This window comes from Burkholderia sp. JP2-270 (genome assembly GCF_003233675.1).
In the GTDB taxonomy this organism is placed as follows: Bacteria; Pseudomonadota; Gammaproteobacteria; order Burkholderiales; family Burkholderiaceae; genus Burkholderia; species Burkholderia pyrrocinia_C.
In genome coordinates this window covers 3,283,210-3,300,397 of sequence record NZ_CP029824.1, presented here as the reverse complement: position 1 = coordinate 3,300,397, position 17,188 = coordinate 3,283,210, and the positions used below count along the sequence as shown (strand labels likewise).

Sequence of the window (17,188 nt, the reverse complement as noted above, 5' to 3'; positions counted from 1 at the left end):
TCAGGCTCCGATCTTGTGGCGGGTGCGGGCGAGCAGGATCACGGGCACGAGCCCGGCCAGCACGATCGCGAGCGCGGCGACCGCGCCTTCCTCATAGGTGCCGCGCGCGGCTTCCGCATACAGCCAGGTCGCGAGCGTGTCGAAATTCAGCGGACGCAGCAGCAGTGTTGCCGGCAGTTCCTTCATCGCGTCGACGAACACCAGCAGCGCGCTCGTCGTCAGCGCGGGCCGCAGCAGCGGCAGGTGCACGCGGCGCAGCGTGCCGCCGGCCGTCTCGCCGAGCGAGCGCGATGCCTGTTCGAGCGACGGCGGGATGCGCGCGAGGCCGGCCTCGATGCTGCCGGCCGGAATCGCGAGAAAGCGCACGGTGTACGCGATGACGAGCGCGGTTGCCGAGCCCATCAGCAACAGTCCGTCGCGGCCGAGCGCCGCGCCGAACAGCCGGTCGGCCGCCGCGAACGGGATCAGCAGGCCGATCGCGAGCACGGTGCCCGGCACCGCGTAGCCGAGGCTCGCGATCCGCGCACACACGCGGGCAGGGCCGGCGCGGGCGCTGTCGCGTTGCGCGCGCGCGGCCCATGCGACGACGAGCCCGCAGGCGAGCGTCGCGGCAGTCGCGGCGGTGGCGATCGTCAGCGTGTTCGCGAGCCCCGTCATCAACTGCGTGGACACGCCGCCGACGAGATGCAGCCGCTTGCCGGTCTCGGCCGCGAGATACGCGGCCGGCGCGCCGAAGCCGAGCAGCACGGGCAGCCAGCCGAGCACGGCGGCGCCCAACGCGGCCGCGCCCGTCAGGCGGCGCGGCGCGATCGGCCGCATGCGCCGGCCATGCGCGTAGCGCTGGCGGCGTCGTCCGTAGCGTTCGAGCACGATCATGCCGACGACGATCGCGAGCATCGCGAGCGCGATCTGCGCGGCGCCGGCGAGATCGGAGCGCGTGATCCACGTCGTGTAGACGGACACGGTCAGCGTCTGCACGCCGAGGAATTCCGACGCGCCGATGTCGTTCAGCGTTTCCAGCAGCGCGAGGCTCACGCCTACCGCGATCGCCGGCCGCGCGAGCGGCACGACGACGCGCCAGAACGTCGCGACGCGTCCCGCGCCGAGCGTGCGCGCGGCTTCGAGCAGGCTCGCGGACTGCGTGACGAACATCGCGCGCGTGCTCAGGTACACATACGGATACAGCACGAAGCCGAGCACGAAGATCGCGCCGGGCAGCGAACGCAAGTCGGGCAGGCGGAACTGGCGCGGGCCGTCGAAGCCGAGCAGCCAGCGGATCGCACCCTGGACGGGGCCGATCGGGTGCAGCAGGTCGAGATACGCGAACGCGACGATGTAGGTGGGGACCGCAAGCGGCAGCAGCAGCGCCCACGTCAGCATCCGGCGGCCGGGAAAGTCGTATGCGGTGACGAGCCATGCGCAGCCCGTGCCGACGATCGACACGATCGCGCCGACGCCCGCGAGCAGCAGCAGTGTATTGACGAGCGCCTGCGGCAGCACGAATTCGGCGAGATGCCGCCAGTGCGCGAGATCGGCGTCGAACGCGGCGGCCACGAGCACCGCGAGCGGCGCCGCGACCGCCGCGGCGATCGCCAGCGCCGCGAGCAGCCACAGGCTGCCCGCGCGCGGCCACAGGCGCGGCCGGTACGGCTGGCGGCGCGCGCCGGCGAACGATGCGTCAGTTGTCAAAGCCGACCTTGTCGACGAGCTGGCTCGCCTGCTTGCGATGCTTCGCGATGTCCGCCAGCGGCAGCGGATCGACCTTCAGCGCGCCGAAGCTCGCGATCACCGGGTCGAGCTTCACGTTCGCGCGCACCGGGTATTCGTAGTTCGCCTGCGCATACAGCGCCTGCGCTTCCGGCGACACGAGGTATTCGAGCAGCTTCACCGCGTTGGCCTTGTGCGGCGCGTGCTTCGCGACCGACGCGCCGCTGATGTTCACGTGCGTGCCGCCGCTCTTCGCGTTCGCGAACGCCGGCCGTACGACCTTGATTGCGTCGCCCCACTTGCGCGCGTCGGTGCCCGGCTCGGCGTTCTTCATGTGACCGACGTAGTACGCGTTCGCAAGACCGACGTCGCAGATGCCGCCGAGGATGTCGCGCGCGACGTCGCGGTCGCCGCCCGTCGCCTTGCGCGCGAGGTTCGCCTTCACGCCGCGCAGCCACTTCTCGGTCGCGGCTTCGCCGTCGTGCGCGATCATCGCGGCGACGAGCGCCGTGTTGTACGGATGCTGGCCCGAGCGGATGCAGACCTTGCCCTTCCATTTCGGGTCGGCGAGATCTTCGTAGCGGAACGCATCGACCTTCAGGTCCTTTTCGACGTACAGCACGCGGTCGCGCAGCGACAGTGCATACCAGTCGCCGTTCGCGCCGCGCAGGTTCGCGGGAATCGCGTCGTCGAGCGCCTTCGAGCGCACCGGCTGCGTGAGCCCGCCGTCGACGAGATCGAGCAGGTTGCCGACGTCGACCGTCATCAGCACGTCGGCCGGCGACTGCGCGCCTTCGGCCTTCACGCGCTCGAGCAGGCCGTCCTTCACGAACACCGTGTTGACCTTGACGCCGCTCTGTTTCGTGAACGCGTCGATGAGCGGCTGGATCAGCTTCGGCTCGCGGGTGGTGTACAGGCTCACTTCCTCGGCTGCGTGGGCCAGCGGCGCGAATGCGGCCGCGGCAAGGGCGAGGGCGCCGGCGAGCGGCAGCAGGCGGGTGCGCGGGTTCGACATGAAGACTCCGGTGGGGCAGGTGGACGAGGGAGCGTTCCGGGGCGCGCCTGCCGCCCGAGCGATCCGGAACATTACAGAGTGAAAGACTCTGGATTCTAGATCGAAATGGGAATGATTATCAAATGAAAGCTTGCAGCACGCGGTAGGGAAGACAGGGACGGGGATCGGAAACGGGGCGTCGCGGCGGGGGCGCAAGCGCGTAGAATGCCCGCTTCGACGAATTTGACGGAATCGCCCCGACCATGAACGATCAGCGCAAGAAGAACCCTGTCCGCAACGTGAGCATCCTGATCGTCGTGGCCGTGCTGCTCGTGATCGGGACGATCTTGTACAACGCGATTTCGCAGAAGCACGCGTACGACGAGGCCCATCCGGCCGAGGCCGCGAGCGCGGCATCGCATTGACGTGTCGGTGCGCGGCCCGGTCGGGCCGCGTACGGAGTGCATGCGAAAGGGCGCAGCCCGCGGCTTCCGGCGCGGCAGGCGCCGTGCGAAGCAGGGGAAAGAAGCGGGCGCCGAAGCCGGCGCGCCGCGCGGGCGGGTCAGCCGTGCGTCAACGTGACGCAGGCGCTAAGTTCGGGCGGATCCGGGCGTAGAACAGGGCCGCGAGCAGTGCGAGCCACGCTGTGCCGACATACAGCGCGACGCGCGTATCCTCGAACCAGCCGAGCATCACGATCACGAAACCCATGAACGCGATCGTCAGTGCCGGCGCGACCGGCCACAGCGGCACCTTGAACTTCAGCGCCGCGACTTCGGCGCTCGACAGGCGGTGGCGCATCGCAACCTGCGACAGCAGGATCATCAGCCATACCCACACCGTTGCGAACGTCGCGATCGCCGCGACCATCAGGAACACGTCCTTCGGCATCAGGTAGTTGAGCAGCACGCCGACGAGCAGCGCGCCCGCCATCACGAGCACCGTGACCCACGGCACGCCGTGTCGCGACGTCGTCGTCAGCACGCGCGGCGCCTGGCCCTGCCGCGCCATCCCGAACATCATCCGGCCCGCGCCGAAGATGTCGCTGTTGATCGCCGAAATCGCCGCGCTGATCACGACCAGGTTGAGGATCGTCGCGGCCGACTTCACGCCGAGCGCCGAGAAGATTTGCACGAACGGGCTGCCGTTGCCGCCGACGCCCGTCCATGGGCCGATCGACATCAGCACGACCATCGTCAGAACGTAGAACAGCAGGATGCGCGCGGGCACCGCGTTGATCGCGCGCGGAATCACGCGCTCCGGGTCCTTCGCCTCGCCAGCGCTCATCCCGATCACCTCGATCCCGCCGTACGCGAAGATCACGACCGACAGCGACGCGATCAGCCCGCCGATACCGTTCGGCAGGAAGCCGCCATGGTTCCACAGGTTCGCGAACGTCGGCACGTCGGCCGAATGGCCGAAGTGCATGCCGGTCAGCAGGATCGCGACGCCGCCGCCGATCATCGCGACGATCGCGCCGACCTTGATGATCGACAGCCAGAACTCGAGCTCGCCGAACACCTTCACGTGGCACAGGTTCAGCCCGCAGATGATCGCGACGACCGCGAGCACCCAGATCCATTGAGGGACATCCGGAAACCAGAAGCCCATGTAGATGCCGAACGCGGTGATGTCGGCGATCGCGACGATCACCATTTCGAGCGTGTAGGTCCAGCCCGTGACGAATCCCGCGAACGGGCCGAGGTTCTCGGTCGCGTAGTGGCCGAACGAGCCGGCGACGGGTTCGCGCACGGCCATCTCTCCGAGCGCGCGCATCACCATGTAGACGGCCGCGCCGCCGAGGATGTACGCCAGGATCACGGCCGGGCCCGCGAGCTGGATCGCGGACGCCGAGCCGTAGAACAGGCCCGTGCCGATCGCCGAGCCCAGCGCGAGAAAGCGGATGTGCCGCGCGCTCAGGTGGCGCTGCAAGTTTTTCATCGAGTCTCCGATATCGTTATGCGACGGACCGGGCGAGCGGGACCGGTCTGACTGCGCCAAGTTGTCTATACAACTTGAATGTGAACGAATGATAACAAGCCGGGCCGGGTGACCGGAATCGGGTATTCCCTGACTGGCGCGACGCGCGGAATAGGGTGTGGGGCGGTCGCGCGGCGGGTGCGCGGGCCGCGTGGAGCGTATGGGTCATGCTTCGGGGGATCGCTGGATCGGGGAACGCCGGCGGCCGCGCCGCGTCGTGCGCGGGGCCGGCCATCGGCGGGAACGGTCGGGCAGGGTCAGGCGGGCAGGCGGATCACGCTCGCGTCCTTGCGGATCAGCAGCGACGACGCGAGCATCTGCTTGCACTGGTGCGCGAGCACCTTCAGGTCGTGCGTGAGTTCGGCGCCGACCGCATCGGATTTTTCCGCGGACACGACCATCGCGTCGAGATCGCGCGTGATCTGCTTCGACGCGTCGAGCTGATCGGCGGGCGGCGGCTCGCCGGCCTCGGCCTTCTCGAGATTGTCGAGCACCGCCGCGAGGCCGCGCTGCAGCGCGTCGTCGTGGACGAGGCCGCTGTCGGCCGAGCACGCATTGCGGATCAGCGGCGCGGCGGCCGTGATCTGCGCGCCGAGCACGTGCGTCTGCACGAGCAGGTCGTTCAGCTCGGGCACGAAACGCTGGTGCGCCTTCGGCTCGATCATCATCCGCTGGAACGCCTGCCCGAGGTTCGCGAACGCGATATGCACGTCCTTGCGCGCGAGGCGGTAGCGGTAGTCGTCGTCGAGGCTCGTGGCCGGCGTCTCGACCGCAGCGGCGATGACCGGCACCACGGCCGCGCCGTCGGCGGTGGGCACGGGCGGCGGCGACGCACCGCGCCCGACGCGCCACACGGCCTCGAAATACTTGCGGGTCGCCGTGAGCATGTCGGCAACCTGCTTGCCCATCAGCCGGTATTCCCAGTAAGGGAACAGCCGGCTCGCGGCGATCGCGATCATGCAGCCGACCACGGTGTCGATCGCTCGCTCGCCGATGATCCGCATGCTGCCCGGCGCGAGCAGATGGAACATCAGCAGCACGTACGACGACGTGAATACGACGCTCGCCGCGTAATTGAACAGCAGCAGGCTGTAGCTCATCACCATCGACCCGAACATGATCGCGATCAGCAGGTGCGGCTCCTTCACCGTGTAGATCAGCGCGATGCTCGCCGCGCAGCCGATCAGCGTGCCGACGATACGCTGCGCGTTGCGCTGCTTGGTCAGCGAATAGCCGGGCTTCAGGATGATGATGGTCGTCATCACGATCCAGTACGCGTTCGTGAGCGGCAGCAGCCGGCCGAGCCAGAAGCCGACCGCCACCGCGATCGTCACGCGCAGCGCGTGGCGCAAGCTCGGCGAGCTCATGTTCAGGTTCGAGAAGATCAGCAGCGGCGACATCCGGCGGCGCTGCAGGAAGCGCGTGAGCGCCTTGTCGATCTTCAGTTCGGTTTGCTGAGGATCGGCGTGGCCCGCCAGGTTGCGGCGCATCCGTTCGATCAGGCGTGTCGCGCTCCAGATGCGCCGGAACGTCGCGAGCACGGCCGCATAGGCTTCCGCGTTGGTGGCCGCGAAGTTCTTCTTGCGCATCAGCTCGATCTCGTACTCGATCGCGCGCAGTTCGGCCTTCACGCTGATCCGCGAATGCGGCGCGCGGTTTTCGAGCACCGCGAGGCCGATCTCCTCGAGATCGGCGGCCGCCTTGCGGATCAGGTCGCGATAGAAAATGATGAGGTCGGAGCCGCCGAACGTGTTGCGCACGAGCGGGTAGTCGGTGTGCGCGCCGACGAACAGCTCGTGCAGGTCGACGCTGTTGATGAACAGGTTGTACATCGTCGTGCGGCCGGGATCGAGCTTGCCGCGCCGCAGCTTCGGCAGGTTGCGCAGCACGATGTCGCGCGCGGTTTCCTGCGTTTCGACCGCGGTGATCTGCCGCGCGACAAGATTGCGGTAGCACTCGTCGAGATCGGCATCGAGATCGTAGAACTGCGCGCGCGCGAGCAGGTAGTCGGCGCACGCGAACAGGCTTTCGGCCAGCGCCTGCTGCTCGATCCGGCGCGCCTGCCATCGCGACACGAGCGTGGCCCAATACGTATACCAGAGGCCGCCCGCGAGAATCCAGCCGGCGTTGATGAGCGCCTGCAGCGGCGTGAATTGCTCCTCGAGCGTCATCACCATCATGAACAGCGTCGCGAAGCTGATCTGCGGCCAGCGGTTGCCGTAGACGACGATCAGCGACAGCACGAACGTGAGCGGCACGATCGTGAGCCACAGCGCGAAGATGTTCGGTGTCGCGAGGCCGGTGGCGAGCGCGGCGAGGAAGCCGATCACGCTGCACGCGAGCATTTCGTTGTGCTTGTACTTCAGCGGGCCCGGCATGTCGACGACGCACGCGCCGAGCGCGCCCGTCGAGATCGTGAAGCCGAGCTCCCGGTTGTGAAACACGATCAGGCACAGCACGGCCGGCAGCGAAACGCCGACCGCGATCCGCAGGCCGCCGAAAAAGTACTGGCTGTAGAGAAATTTTCTGATTTCGACCGAATAGCGCATCGATGGGCTGAATGGCAGACGAAGAGGCTCGGGGGCGGCGTATTTGACTGGCGACGAGTCTATCGTATTTCGCGGTCCGCAAAACCTGGCTTTCCGGCCGAGGCTCGCGGCGGCGGCCCATTTGCTATCCTTGGGGACCCTGTTCGCCCGGCCCGGCCGGCGCGAGGTTCCGACGCCCGCCTCATGCTCCATCTCTTCTATTCGAATCGTCACGAAACGCTGGCCGATGCGCTGCTCGAGGATCTGGCAGCGTTCCCGGCCCGCAACGGCCCGTGGGCGCCGCAGCAGGTCATCGTGCCGAGCGCGGCGCTGCGCCGCCGTCTCGAGCTCGACATCGCCGCGCGCAACGGCGTGTGCGCGAACGTCGAGTTCACGTATCTCGCGCAGTGGCTGTGGGCGCAGATCGGCCGCGTGCTGACGGTGCCCGCGCGTTCGCCGTTCGCGCCCGACCGTCTCGTGTGGCGCTGCTACCGGCTGTTCGCGCAGGCGGCCGACGGCGCGCCGTGGCTCGCGTCGCCGCGGCTCGCCGCGTATCTGTCCGCCTCCGACGATGCGATGCGCTACGAGCTCGCGCATCGCGTCGCGGCCGTGCTCGATCATTACCTGACCTATCGCCCCGAATGGCTGGCCGCGTGGCAGGCCGGCGAGTCGGTGCTCGCGGGCGACGGCGCGCCGCGCGGGATCGGCGACGCCGCACGCGACGACGAGCGCTGGCAGGCCGCGCTGTGGCGCGCGCTGCTCGCGGAACTGAGCGACAGCGGCACGCCGCCCGCGCACCGCTTCCTCGTCGAAGCGCGCCATCTCGATGCCGACGCGGTCGCGCGCGCCGACTGGCCGGAATCGGTCAGCGTGTTCGCACTACCGACGATGCCGCCGCTGCACGTCGCGCTGCTGCGCGAGCTGTCGCGCTGGATCGACGTGCGCGTCTATGCGCTGAACCCGTGCCGCGAATTCTGGTTCGACATCGTGACCGCCGCGCATGCCGAGGCGCTCGATGCGGCCGGCCGGCTCGACTACCAGGAAGTCGGCCATCCGCTGCTCGCAGAGTGGGGCCGGCAGACGCAGGCGCAACTGCACTTGCTGCATGAGCTGACCGAAAGTGCCGCGTCGAGCGATGCGTCGCGTTTCGTCGAGAATCCCGCGCCGACGTGGCTCGCTCGCGTGCAGAACGCGATCCTCGAACTGCAGCCGGAGGCCGAAGCCGGCGATGCGCCGGCCGAACGCGGGATCGAAGTGCACGTGTGCCACAGCCTCGCACGCCAGCTCGAGGTGCTGCACGACCGGCTGCTCGCGTGGTTCGATGCCGACGCGAGCCTGCAGCCGTCCGACGTGCTCGTCGCGGTGGCCGATCTCGCGGCGGCCGGGCCGCTGATCGATGCGGTATTCGGCACGGCCGGCGCCGGCGGCGCGCGCGTGCCTTACCGGATCACCGGCCTGCCGCCGTCGCAGGCGAACCCGGTTGCGCGCGTGCTGCTCGACTGGCTCGCGCTGCCGGAGCGGCAGGTCGGCGCGCCGGAGCTGGTCGAATGGCTGCGCGTCGATGCGGTGGCTGCGCGCTACGGCATCGACGCGGCCGCGCTCGAGACGGTGCAGACTTGGCTCGCGGCCGCCGGCGCGCGGCGCGGGCTGTCGCCGCGCGCGAGCGACGACGCGGCCGTGCCTGCGCCGCGCCATACGTTCTCCGATGCACTCGCGCGGCTCTTTCTCGGCTATGCGATGCCCGAAGGCGCGGCGCCGGTCGGCGCGTGGCTGCCGATCGAGGCGGCCACGGGCAGCGAGGCCGAGCTGCTCGGCCGGCTGGCGCGTTTTACCGACGATCTCGACGGCTTTGCGCGGCGGCTCGCCGAATCGCACACGCCGCGCGGCTGGAGCGAGCTGTTCGCCGACACGCTGGCGCGCTTCTTCGATTCGGGCGCCGCGTATGCAGATGCGCTCGCCGGCGTGCGCGACGCGCTCGACACGATGCTGGCCGCGATGACGGAGGGCGCGCCCGACGAAGCGCTGCCGGCGGCCGTCGTCCGCGCGGGGCTTGCCGCGGCGCTCGATGATCCGGCGCGCGGCGGGGTGCCGTGGGGCGGCGTCACGTTCTCGTCGCTGACGAGCCTGCGCGGCCTGCCGTACCGCGTCGTCTGCCTGCTCGGGATGGACGACGGCGTGCTGCCGAGCCTCTCGCGCGCGGACGAATTCGACCTGATGGCCGTGTTGCCGAAGCTCGGCGACCGACAGCGCCGCGACGACGAGCGCAACCTGTTTCTCGACCTGCTGCTCGCCGCACGCGATCGGCTGCTGATCGCGTATACGGGCCGCAGCATTCGCGACAACGCGCCGTTGCCGCCCGCGGCACTCGTCGACGAACTGCTCGACCATCTCGCGCTCGTCACGGCAGGGCCCGACGCGGCGCCGGACGCGGTCGATGCCGCGCGGCGCGCGTTCATCGTCGAGCATCCGCTGCAACCGTTCGCGGCCGCGTACTTCCAGCCCGGCAGCGGGCTCGTTTCCTATGACGCCGAGCGCGCGACGCTCGCATCGCTGCTGGCCGCCGACGCGTCGCGCGACGGCTCGCGAGAACTGCCGTTCTTCGCGCAGCCGCTGCCGGCCGAACCGGTCGAGCCCGTCGCGTTCAGCGAATTCGAGCGCTTCTGGCGGCATCCCGCGCGTGCGCTGCTGCGCGCACGGCTCGGCATCGTGCTCGCCGATGCGCAGGCCGAACTGCTCGACACGGAGCCGTTCGCGCTCGACTTCGCCGGCAGCGACGCGCTCGCCGAACGCGTGCTGCCGCTCCTGATCGAATCGGATGATGGGGCCGCGCACGATCATGCGCTGCGCATTGCGGACGCGAGCCCGGAGTTGCCGGGCGGCGCGACGGGCGCCGTGTGGCGCGACCAGGCGCTCGGCTCGATGACTCAGCTTGCGTCGAACGTGCGCCGTGCGCTGGCCGACGGCATCGAGCGGCGGCCGTTTTCGCTCGTCATCGCGCCCGCATGGCCCGATACGGAACAGGCGCTGTTCGGCGCCGACGACGCGATGCTGTCGGGCGACGCGGTCAGCGCGCCGCTCGAACTGCACGGCACGCTGAACCGGCTGACGCCGGCCGGGCAGATCATCTACCGCTATGCACGGTCGAGCGCGCGCGACTACCTGTCCGCGTGGCTCGCGCATCTCGTCTACTGCGCGGTCGAACCGGGCGGCCCGCGCCGCACGCTGTGGTTCGGCAGCGGCGGTGCGTTCGAGCTGACGCCCGTCGCGGCGCCGCTCGAACGGCTCGCGCCGCTTGCCGCGCTGTTTCGCGCAGGGCGGCGCATGCCGCTGCGGTTTTTCCCGCGCAGCGCGTGGGCGAGGGTGTCCGACGGCGAAGCCAAGGCCGCGAGCGTCTGGATCAACGAGCGCGTCGTGAGCGAAGCCGACGATCCGGCCATCGCGATCGCATGGCGCGGCGCGCACGCGTCGCTCGACGAGCCGTTCGGCACGCTCGCGCGGCTCGTGTTCGAGCCGCTCGTCGAACATCTGAAGGAGGTCGCATGAGCGCCGTGTCGCAGCCGCAGCCAGCGCTCGAACTCGACGTGTTCGCGTGCCCGCTCGACGGCGTCAACCAGATCGAGGCGTCAGCCGGCACCGGCAAGACCTGGAACATCTGCGCGCTGTACGTGCGCCTGCTGCTCGAAAAGGATCTCGGCGCCGACGAAATCCTCGTCGTGACCTTCACGAAGGCGGCAACGGCCGAGCTGCACGAGCGGATTCGCGGCCGGCTCGCGCAGCTCGCGCACGTGCTCGACACGGGCGACGACGGCGGCGATCCGTTCATCGCGCGCCTGCTCGAGACCACGCTCGGCGAAGACGGCGCGCTCGACCCCGAGACAGCCGCGAAGCGGATCCGGCGTGCACTGCGCGCGTTCGACCAGGCCGCGATCCATACGATCCACGCGTTCTGCCAGCGCGCGCTGCAGGAAGCGCCGTTCGCGGCCGCGATGCCGTTCGCATTCGACATGGAGGCCGACGACGCGTCGCTGCGCTTCGAACTCGCGGCGGACTTCTGGCGCACGCGCGTCGAACCGGCGGCCGCGCGCTGGCCGGGCTTCGCGACCTGGCTCGTCGAATCGGGTGCGGGCCCGGACGCGCTCGATACGCAGCTCGCGCGCCGGCTGAAGAAGCCGCTCGCCGCGCTGCGCTGGGACGGCGTGACCGAGCCGGACGAATCGGCCGAGGCCGCCGCGGCCGAATGCTTTGCCGAGGCGGCGCGGATGTGGGCGGCCGAACGCGATGCGATCGATGCGTTGCTGCGCGCCGCGCAGCCCGCGCTCAACCAGCGCTCGCACAAGCCCGACGCGGTTGCCGACGCGCTCGACGCATGGGCCGCGCATTTCGCGCAAGGCGACGCGACGGCCGCGCTGCCGAAGGCCGCACTGAAGCTCACGCGCACCACGCTCGTGAAAGCGACGAAAAAAGGCGGCGCGACGCCGGAACACGCGTTCTTCGACGTGGCCGACGCGCTCGAAGCGGCCGTGGCGGCAGCCGAGGCAACGCAGCGCGCGCGCTGGCTCGCGCTGATCGCCGAATGGCTCGACATGGCGCCCGGCGAGTTGGCCGAGCGCAAGCGTACGCGGCGCGTCGTGTCGTTCGACGATCTGCTCGCGAACCTGTATCACGCGCTGCATGCGCATCCGTGGCTCGCCGAGACGCTGCGCGCGCGCTATCCGGCCGCGCTGATCGACGAGTTCCAGGATACCGACCCGTTGCAGTTCGCGATCTTCAACCGGATCTTCGCGCCGGGCGGGCCGCTGTTCCTCGTCGGCGATCCGAAGCAGGCGATCTACAGCTTCCGCGCGGCCGATCTGCATACCTATCTTGCGGCGCGCGCGAGCGCGAGCGCGTGCTACACGCTCGCGGTCAACCAGCGCTCGACGCCTGCGATCGTCGATGCGTGCAACCGCTTCTTCATGTCGAATCCGCGCGCGTTCGTGCTCGACGGGCTCGACTATTACGCGGTGCGTGCCGCCACGCGCGTGCGTGCGCCGTTTGTCGACGAAACCGATCCGGGCCCGGCCGGCGATTTCCGGGTGTGGGCGCTGCCGGGCGGCGAAGGCACGCTGCTCAAGCGCGATGCGCAGGCACAGGCCGCCCAGGCCTGCGCGGCCGAGATCGCGCGGCTGATGCGCGGCGCGCGCGAAGGGCGCGTGCGGCTGGGCGACACGCCGCTGTCGCCGGGCAACATCGCGGTGCTCGTGCAGACGCACCGGCAGGGCAGCCTCGTGAAGCGTGTGCTCGCCACGTGGGGCATCGGCAGCGTCGAACTGGCGCAGGCCTCGGTGTTCTCGACCGGCGACGCCGAGCAGCTCGAGCGCGTGCTGGCGGCGATCGATGCGCCGGGCGACCTGCGGCGTCTGCGTTCGGCGCTCGCGGCCGACTGGTTCGGCCTCGATGCCGGCGCGCTGTGGCGGATGGAACAGGGCGACGGCGATGCGTCGCACGAAGCGTCTGCGGCCGACAGTGCCGATGCGATGAGCTGGGTCGAACGTTTCTCGCGGTATCGGCTGCTGTGGCGCGAGCGCGGTTTCGCGGTGATGTGGCGCACGTTCGCGCGCGAGCTGCGGATCGCGGAGCGGCTGATGGCCGGCGCGGACGGCGAACGCCGCGTGACCGACATCAACCACCTGGCCGAACTGACGCAGGCACGCGCCTCGGCGCAGCCGGGCATCGCGCCGACGCTGCGCTGGCTCGCCGCGCAACGGCTCGACGGCGGCGGCGAGGAGGCGCAGCTGCGTCTTGAATCCGATCGCAACCTCGTGCAGATCGTGACCGTGCACAAATCGAAGGGACTTGAATACGCAATTGTGTTCTGTCCGTTCCTGAACGACGGCGGGTTGCGCGAGCCGCCGTCGTCCGCACTGCCCGATGCGCGCGAGTATCACGACGACGCGGGCGACGCGGTGCTGCATTACGGCTGTGACGGCGAGGCGGCCGCGCACGCGGCGCGGCAGGCGATGCGCGAGCAGGCCGCGGAACGCGCGCGGCTCGTCTACGTGGCGCTCACGCGCGCGGTCTATCGCTGCTATGTCGTCGCCGGGCCGTACCAGTCGTCGCGCTCGACGCGCGAAGCGCGGCGCAGCGTGCTCAACTGGCTCGTCGCCGGCGCCGGCCAGTCGTTCGATGCGTGGCTCGACGAGCCGCCCGACGAAGCCGCGCTCGATGCCGCGTGGCTTGCGCTCGCGGGCGGCCCGGTCAGCGTCGCGCCGCTGCCGGTGCCCGCGCGCCGCGAGCGTCTCGCGGCCGGGCACGACGCGTCGCAGACGCTCGCGGCGCGTCAGGCGACGCGCGCGCTGCGCGATGCGTGGCGGATGGCGAGCTTCAGCTCGCTGACCGCGTCGATGGCGCGCGAGGAGGCCGGCGTTGCGGCCGTGCCAGACGACGAGCTGCGGCCCGATCACGATGCGCTTGCCGCGGCGATGCCGGACGGCGAGTTCATATTGGCCGACACGGTTGCACCCGAACCGCCGGACGACGACATCCTCGTGTTCCCGCGCGGCGCGGCGGCGGGCGAGTGCCTGCACCGGCTGTTCGAACTCAGCCGGTTCACGGAGCCCGAGTCGTGGCACAAGGCCGCGCTTGGCGCGCTGCACGACCGGCCGGTCGAGGCCGAGCCCGAACTCGCGACGCGTCTGCCGGCGATGATGGCGCGGCTCGTCGACGATGTCGTGCGCACCGAGCTCGTGCCGGGCATGCGGCTCGCCGATCTCGATCCCGCGAAGCGGCTCGACGAAATGGGCTTCCTGTTCCCGGCACCGTCGCTCGACCTGACGGCCCTGCGTCGGCTGCTGGTCGCGCACGGCTACCCGGACGTTGCATTGGAGGCGGGCATGCTCGCCGGATTCATCAAGGGTTTCATCGATATGATCGTCGAACACGACGGCCGCTTCTGGATCGTCGACTGGAAGTCGAACCATCTCGGTACGACGCCGGACGCGTACGGCCCGCGCGCGCTCGACGTCGCGATGGCCGATCATGCGTATCACCTGCAGGCGCTGCTCTACACGGTCGCGCTGCATCGCTACCTGCGCGGGCGGCTGCCCGATTACGACTACGACACGCATATCGCGGGCTACCTGTACCTGTTCGTGCGCGGCGTGCGGCCCGACTGGCGCAGCGGCGGCGAGCCGGCCGGCGTGCATGCGCGGCGGCCCGAACGCGCGCTCGTCGACGCACTCGACCGGATGATGGAAGGGGGCCGCGCATGAATGCATCCGACGATGCGCTCGAATTTACCGGCGGCCTCGTCGCGCGGCTGCCCGAGCCCGCCGATTTCGGCATCGCGCTCGCGGAAGGCTTCGCGCGCCGCATCGGCGACCTCGCGCGGCGCGCCGGCGCGCCGGCCGCCGCCGCGCGCTGGGCGGCGCGCGCGGCGTTCGCGACGAGCCGCGCGACCGCGGGCGGCCACGTATGCGTCGCGCTCGGCGCGCTCGCGCAGCGCTACGAAGAGCCGCTCGACGACATCCGCGCGGCGCTCGCCGCGAGCGGCGTGGTCGCGTTCGGCACGCTCGCGCGCGGCGACGAGCGGCCGCTGATCGTCGATCGGCACGACCACCTGTACCTGTCGCGCTATTTCGATTACGAACGGCGGCTGGCCGATGCGCTTGTTGCGCAGGCGGGCGTCGCGGTGCCGGACGACGGGCTGTCGCCCGAGCGGTTGCGCGACAACCTCGCGCGTTACTTCGGGCCCGCGACCGGCGAAGTCGACTGGCAGCGCGTCGCGGCGATCGTCGCGTTGACGGGCCGCGTGACGATCGTCAGCGGCGGCCCCGGCACCGGCAAGACGACGACCGTTGTCGGCGTGCTGGCCTGTCTGCTCGATGCGCACCCGGGGTTGCGCATCGCGCTGGCCGCACCGACCGGCAAGGCCGCGCAGCGGATGCAGGAAGCGCTGCATGCACGGGCCGGCGACCTGCCGCCCGAGCTCGCGGCGCGCCTGCCCGACACGTCGTACACGCTGCATCGCCTGCTGGGCGGCGGCGGGGCGGCCGGCTTCCGGCATCATCGCGACAATCCGCTGCCGTACGACCTGATCGTCGTCGACGAGGCGTCGATGATCGACGTCGCGCTTGCCGCGCACCTGCTCGACGCGCTCGCGCCGGGTGCGCGGCTCGTGCTGCTCGGCGACAAGGATCAACTGGCCGCGGTCGAGGCGGGCGCCGTGTTCGCGGAGCTGAGCGCGCGGCCGGCGTTTACCGCCGCGGCGCGCACGCGCATCGCGCAGGCGCTTGGTATCGACGAGGCGGCGTTCGTCGCGGCGTTGCCGGTGCCGGACGAAACGGCGGCGACTGTGCCCGCTGCGAATCCGGCTTCCACTGCGGCCCAGGCCCAGGCTTCCGCTTCGGTATCCGCCGCTGCTTCACGAAAACGCGCGTCGCGTCCGCGCGCCGATGCGCGACAGGCGTCGCTGTTCGACGACGAACCGCAGGACGACGCGGTTGCCGCGGCCAACGTCGCGCCATCTTCGTCCGCCGGTCCGGCATTGACCGATACCGGCGATATCGGTAATGCGGGCAATGCCTCCGCATGGATCGAGGTCGACGAACTCGCGTGGCTCGACGCCGTCGAGCTGCCGCCGTTCGACGCAGGCGACGCGGCGCTTGCGTCGGTCACGTCGACATTGCCTCGCGAAACCGCCGTGGCGCCTGCCACGCCCGCACCGGCGCCGCTCGCCGACTGCGTCGTGTGGCTCGAACGCAATTACCGCTTCGGCCTCGATTCGCCGATCGGGCGGCTGTCGCTCGCGATCCGCCGCGGCGACGTGCAGGCCGCGCTCGATGCGCTGCCCGCGGACGACGCGGCTGCCGCATCGTTCCACGACGATGCGGGCGAGTCGCTCGCGTCGTCGACGGTCGAGCGGCTCGCGCGGCGGTTCGGCGCCTACCTCGATGCGTTGCGCGACGCGCTGGCCGCGCCGGTGCCCGATCCGCTGCCGCTGTTCGACGCGCTCAACCGGTTCCGGATCCTGTGCGCGACCCGCAGCGGCTTGCGCGGCGCGGAGCACGTCAACGCACTCGTGGCCGCGCACGTGCGGCATGCGGCGCGCGTGCCGCTCGCGGTCGGCGCGCACTGGTTCACCGGGCGGCCCATCATGGTGACGCGCAACGACTATGCGCTCGGGCTGTTCAACGGCGACATCGGCATCGCGCTGCCCGACGCGCACGGCGTGCTGCGCGTGTGGTTCAGGCGCGCGGACGGCACCGCGCGTGCGGTGTCGCCAGCCGCGCTGCCGCCGCACGAAAGCGCGTTCGCGCTGACGGTCCACAAATCGCAGGGCTCGGAATTCGACGAAGCCGCGCTCGTGCTGCCGGCATCGTTCGGCCGCGTGCTTACGCGCGAGCTCGTTTATACGGCCGTGACGCGGGCGCGTACGCGGGTGCAGGTGATCGGGCCGCGGCGCGTGCTGGCGCAGGCGGTCGCGACGCGCACGCAGCGCGATTCGGGCCTCGCGGCCCGCGTCGACGAGGCACTCGCACGGCGCCGCATGGAGGCTTCGCGATGATGATCCGCTATACGCTCGATCCGGCCGAAGTCGAATGGACGGCCGTGCGCGCGCAGGGCGCGGGCGGGCAGAACGTGAACAAGGTGTCGAGCGCGATCCACCTGCGTTTCGACATCCGCGCGTCGTCGCTGCCGCCGGTCATCAAGGAGCGGCTCCTCGCACTGTCCGACCAGCGCATCACGCGCGACGGCATCGTCGTGATCAAGTCGCAGGAATACCGCACGCAGGAGAAGAATCGCGAAGCCGCGCTGGCGCGGCTCGATACGCTGATCGGCAGCGTCGCGTTCACGCCGCGTGCGCGGGTCGCGACGCGGCCGACGCGTGCGTCGAAGGAGCGGCGGCTCGAGCACAAGTCGCGCCGCAGCGCGGTGAAGTCGGGCAGAGGGAAGGTGGTCGACTGACGAATGGATGGCCGGAGGGCCGCACGCTCGACGG

9 protein-coding genes are annotated in these 17,188 nt (G+C 70.4%); 5 read left to right on the top strand and 4 right to left on the bottom strand.

Going from position 1 to position 17,188, the window contains the following annotated elements; translation table 11 throughout:
* Both DM992_RS15515 and DM992_RS15510 read right to left on the bottom strand, forming a co-directional pair.
* Entirely contained in the window at window positions 1-1,689 is a 1,689-nt protein-coding gene (locus DM992_RS15515; protein WP_111017458.1) for an iron ABC transporter permease, read from the bottom strand.
* Window positions 1,679-2,722 (bottom strand): Fe(3+) ABC transporter substrate-binding protein, encoded by a 1,044-nt coding sequence (locus DM992_RS15510; protein WP_111017955.1) that lies wholly within the window; start codon window positions 2,720-2,722, stop codon window positions 1,679-1,681. The genes DM992_RS15515 and DM992_RS15510 overlap by 11 nt, the downstream gene beginning before the upstream one ends.
* A 242-nt stretch (window positions 2,723-2,964) precedes the next feature.
* On the opposite strand from DM992_RS15510, the gene DM992_RS42305 reads away from it, so the two are divergent.
* Window positions 2,965-3,126, top strand: coding sequence for a hypothetical protein (locus DM992_RS42305; RefSeq protein WP_006476417.1), 162 nt, complete (start codon window positions 2,965-2,967; stop codon window positions 3,124-3,126).
* Between the two features lie 148 nt (window positions 3,127-3,274).
* On the opposite strand, the gene DM992_RS15500 is transcribed toward DM992_RS42305, so the two are convergent.
* Window positions 3,275-4,642, bottom strand: coding sequence for an amino acid permease (locus DM992_RS15500; protein ID WP_111017457.1), 1,368 nt, complete (start codon window positions 4,640-4,642; stop codon window positions 3,275-3,277).
* 296 nt (window positions 4,643-4,938) lie between these two features.
* Window positions 4,939-7,230: an FUSC family membrane protein gene (locus tag DM992_RS15495; RefSeq protein WP_111017456.1), complete on the bottom strand. Its 2,292-nt coding sequence runs from the start codon at window positions 7,228-7,230 to the stop codon at window positions 4,939-4,941.
* Between the two features lie 183 nt (window positions 7,231-7,413).
* Between DM992_RS15495 and recC the strand changes: the two genes are divergently transcribed.
* From recC to arfB, 4 genes are read left to right on the top strand one after another with little or no spacing between them, the layout of a single operon-like run.
* A complete protein-coding gene (gene recC, locus DM992_RS15490; RefSeq protein ID WP_111017455.1) occupies window positions 7,414-10,752 on the top strand; it encodes an exodeoxyribonuclease V subunit gamma in 3,339 nt (1,112 codons plus the stop codon).
* A complete protein-coding gene (gene recB / locus DM992_RS15485) occupies window positions 10,749-14,459 on the top strand; it encodes an exodeoxyribonuclease V subunit beta (RefSeq protein ID WP_111017454.1) in 3,711 nt (1,236 codons plus the stop codon). The genes recC and recB overlap by 4 nt, the downstream gene beginning before the upstream one ends.
* Complete coding sequence (locus tag DM992_RS15480) at window positions 14,456-16,753, top strand: AAA family ATPase (RefSeq protein WP_111017453.1); 2,298 nt, start codon at window positions 14,456-14,458, stop codon at window positions 16,751-16,753. The genes recB and DM992_RS15480 overlap by 4 nt, the downstream gene beginning before the upstream one ends.
* Window positions 16,750-17,154, top strand: coding sequence for an alternative ribosome rescue aminoacyl-tRNA hydrolase ArfB (gene arfB, locus DM992_RS15475; protein ID WP_111017452.1), 405 nt, complete (start codon window positions 16,750-16,752; stop codon window positions 17,152-17,154). Before DM992_RS15480 ends, arfB begins: the two co-directional genes overlap by 4 nt.
* Window positions 17,155-17,188: the final 34 nt, after the last annotated feature.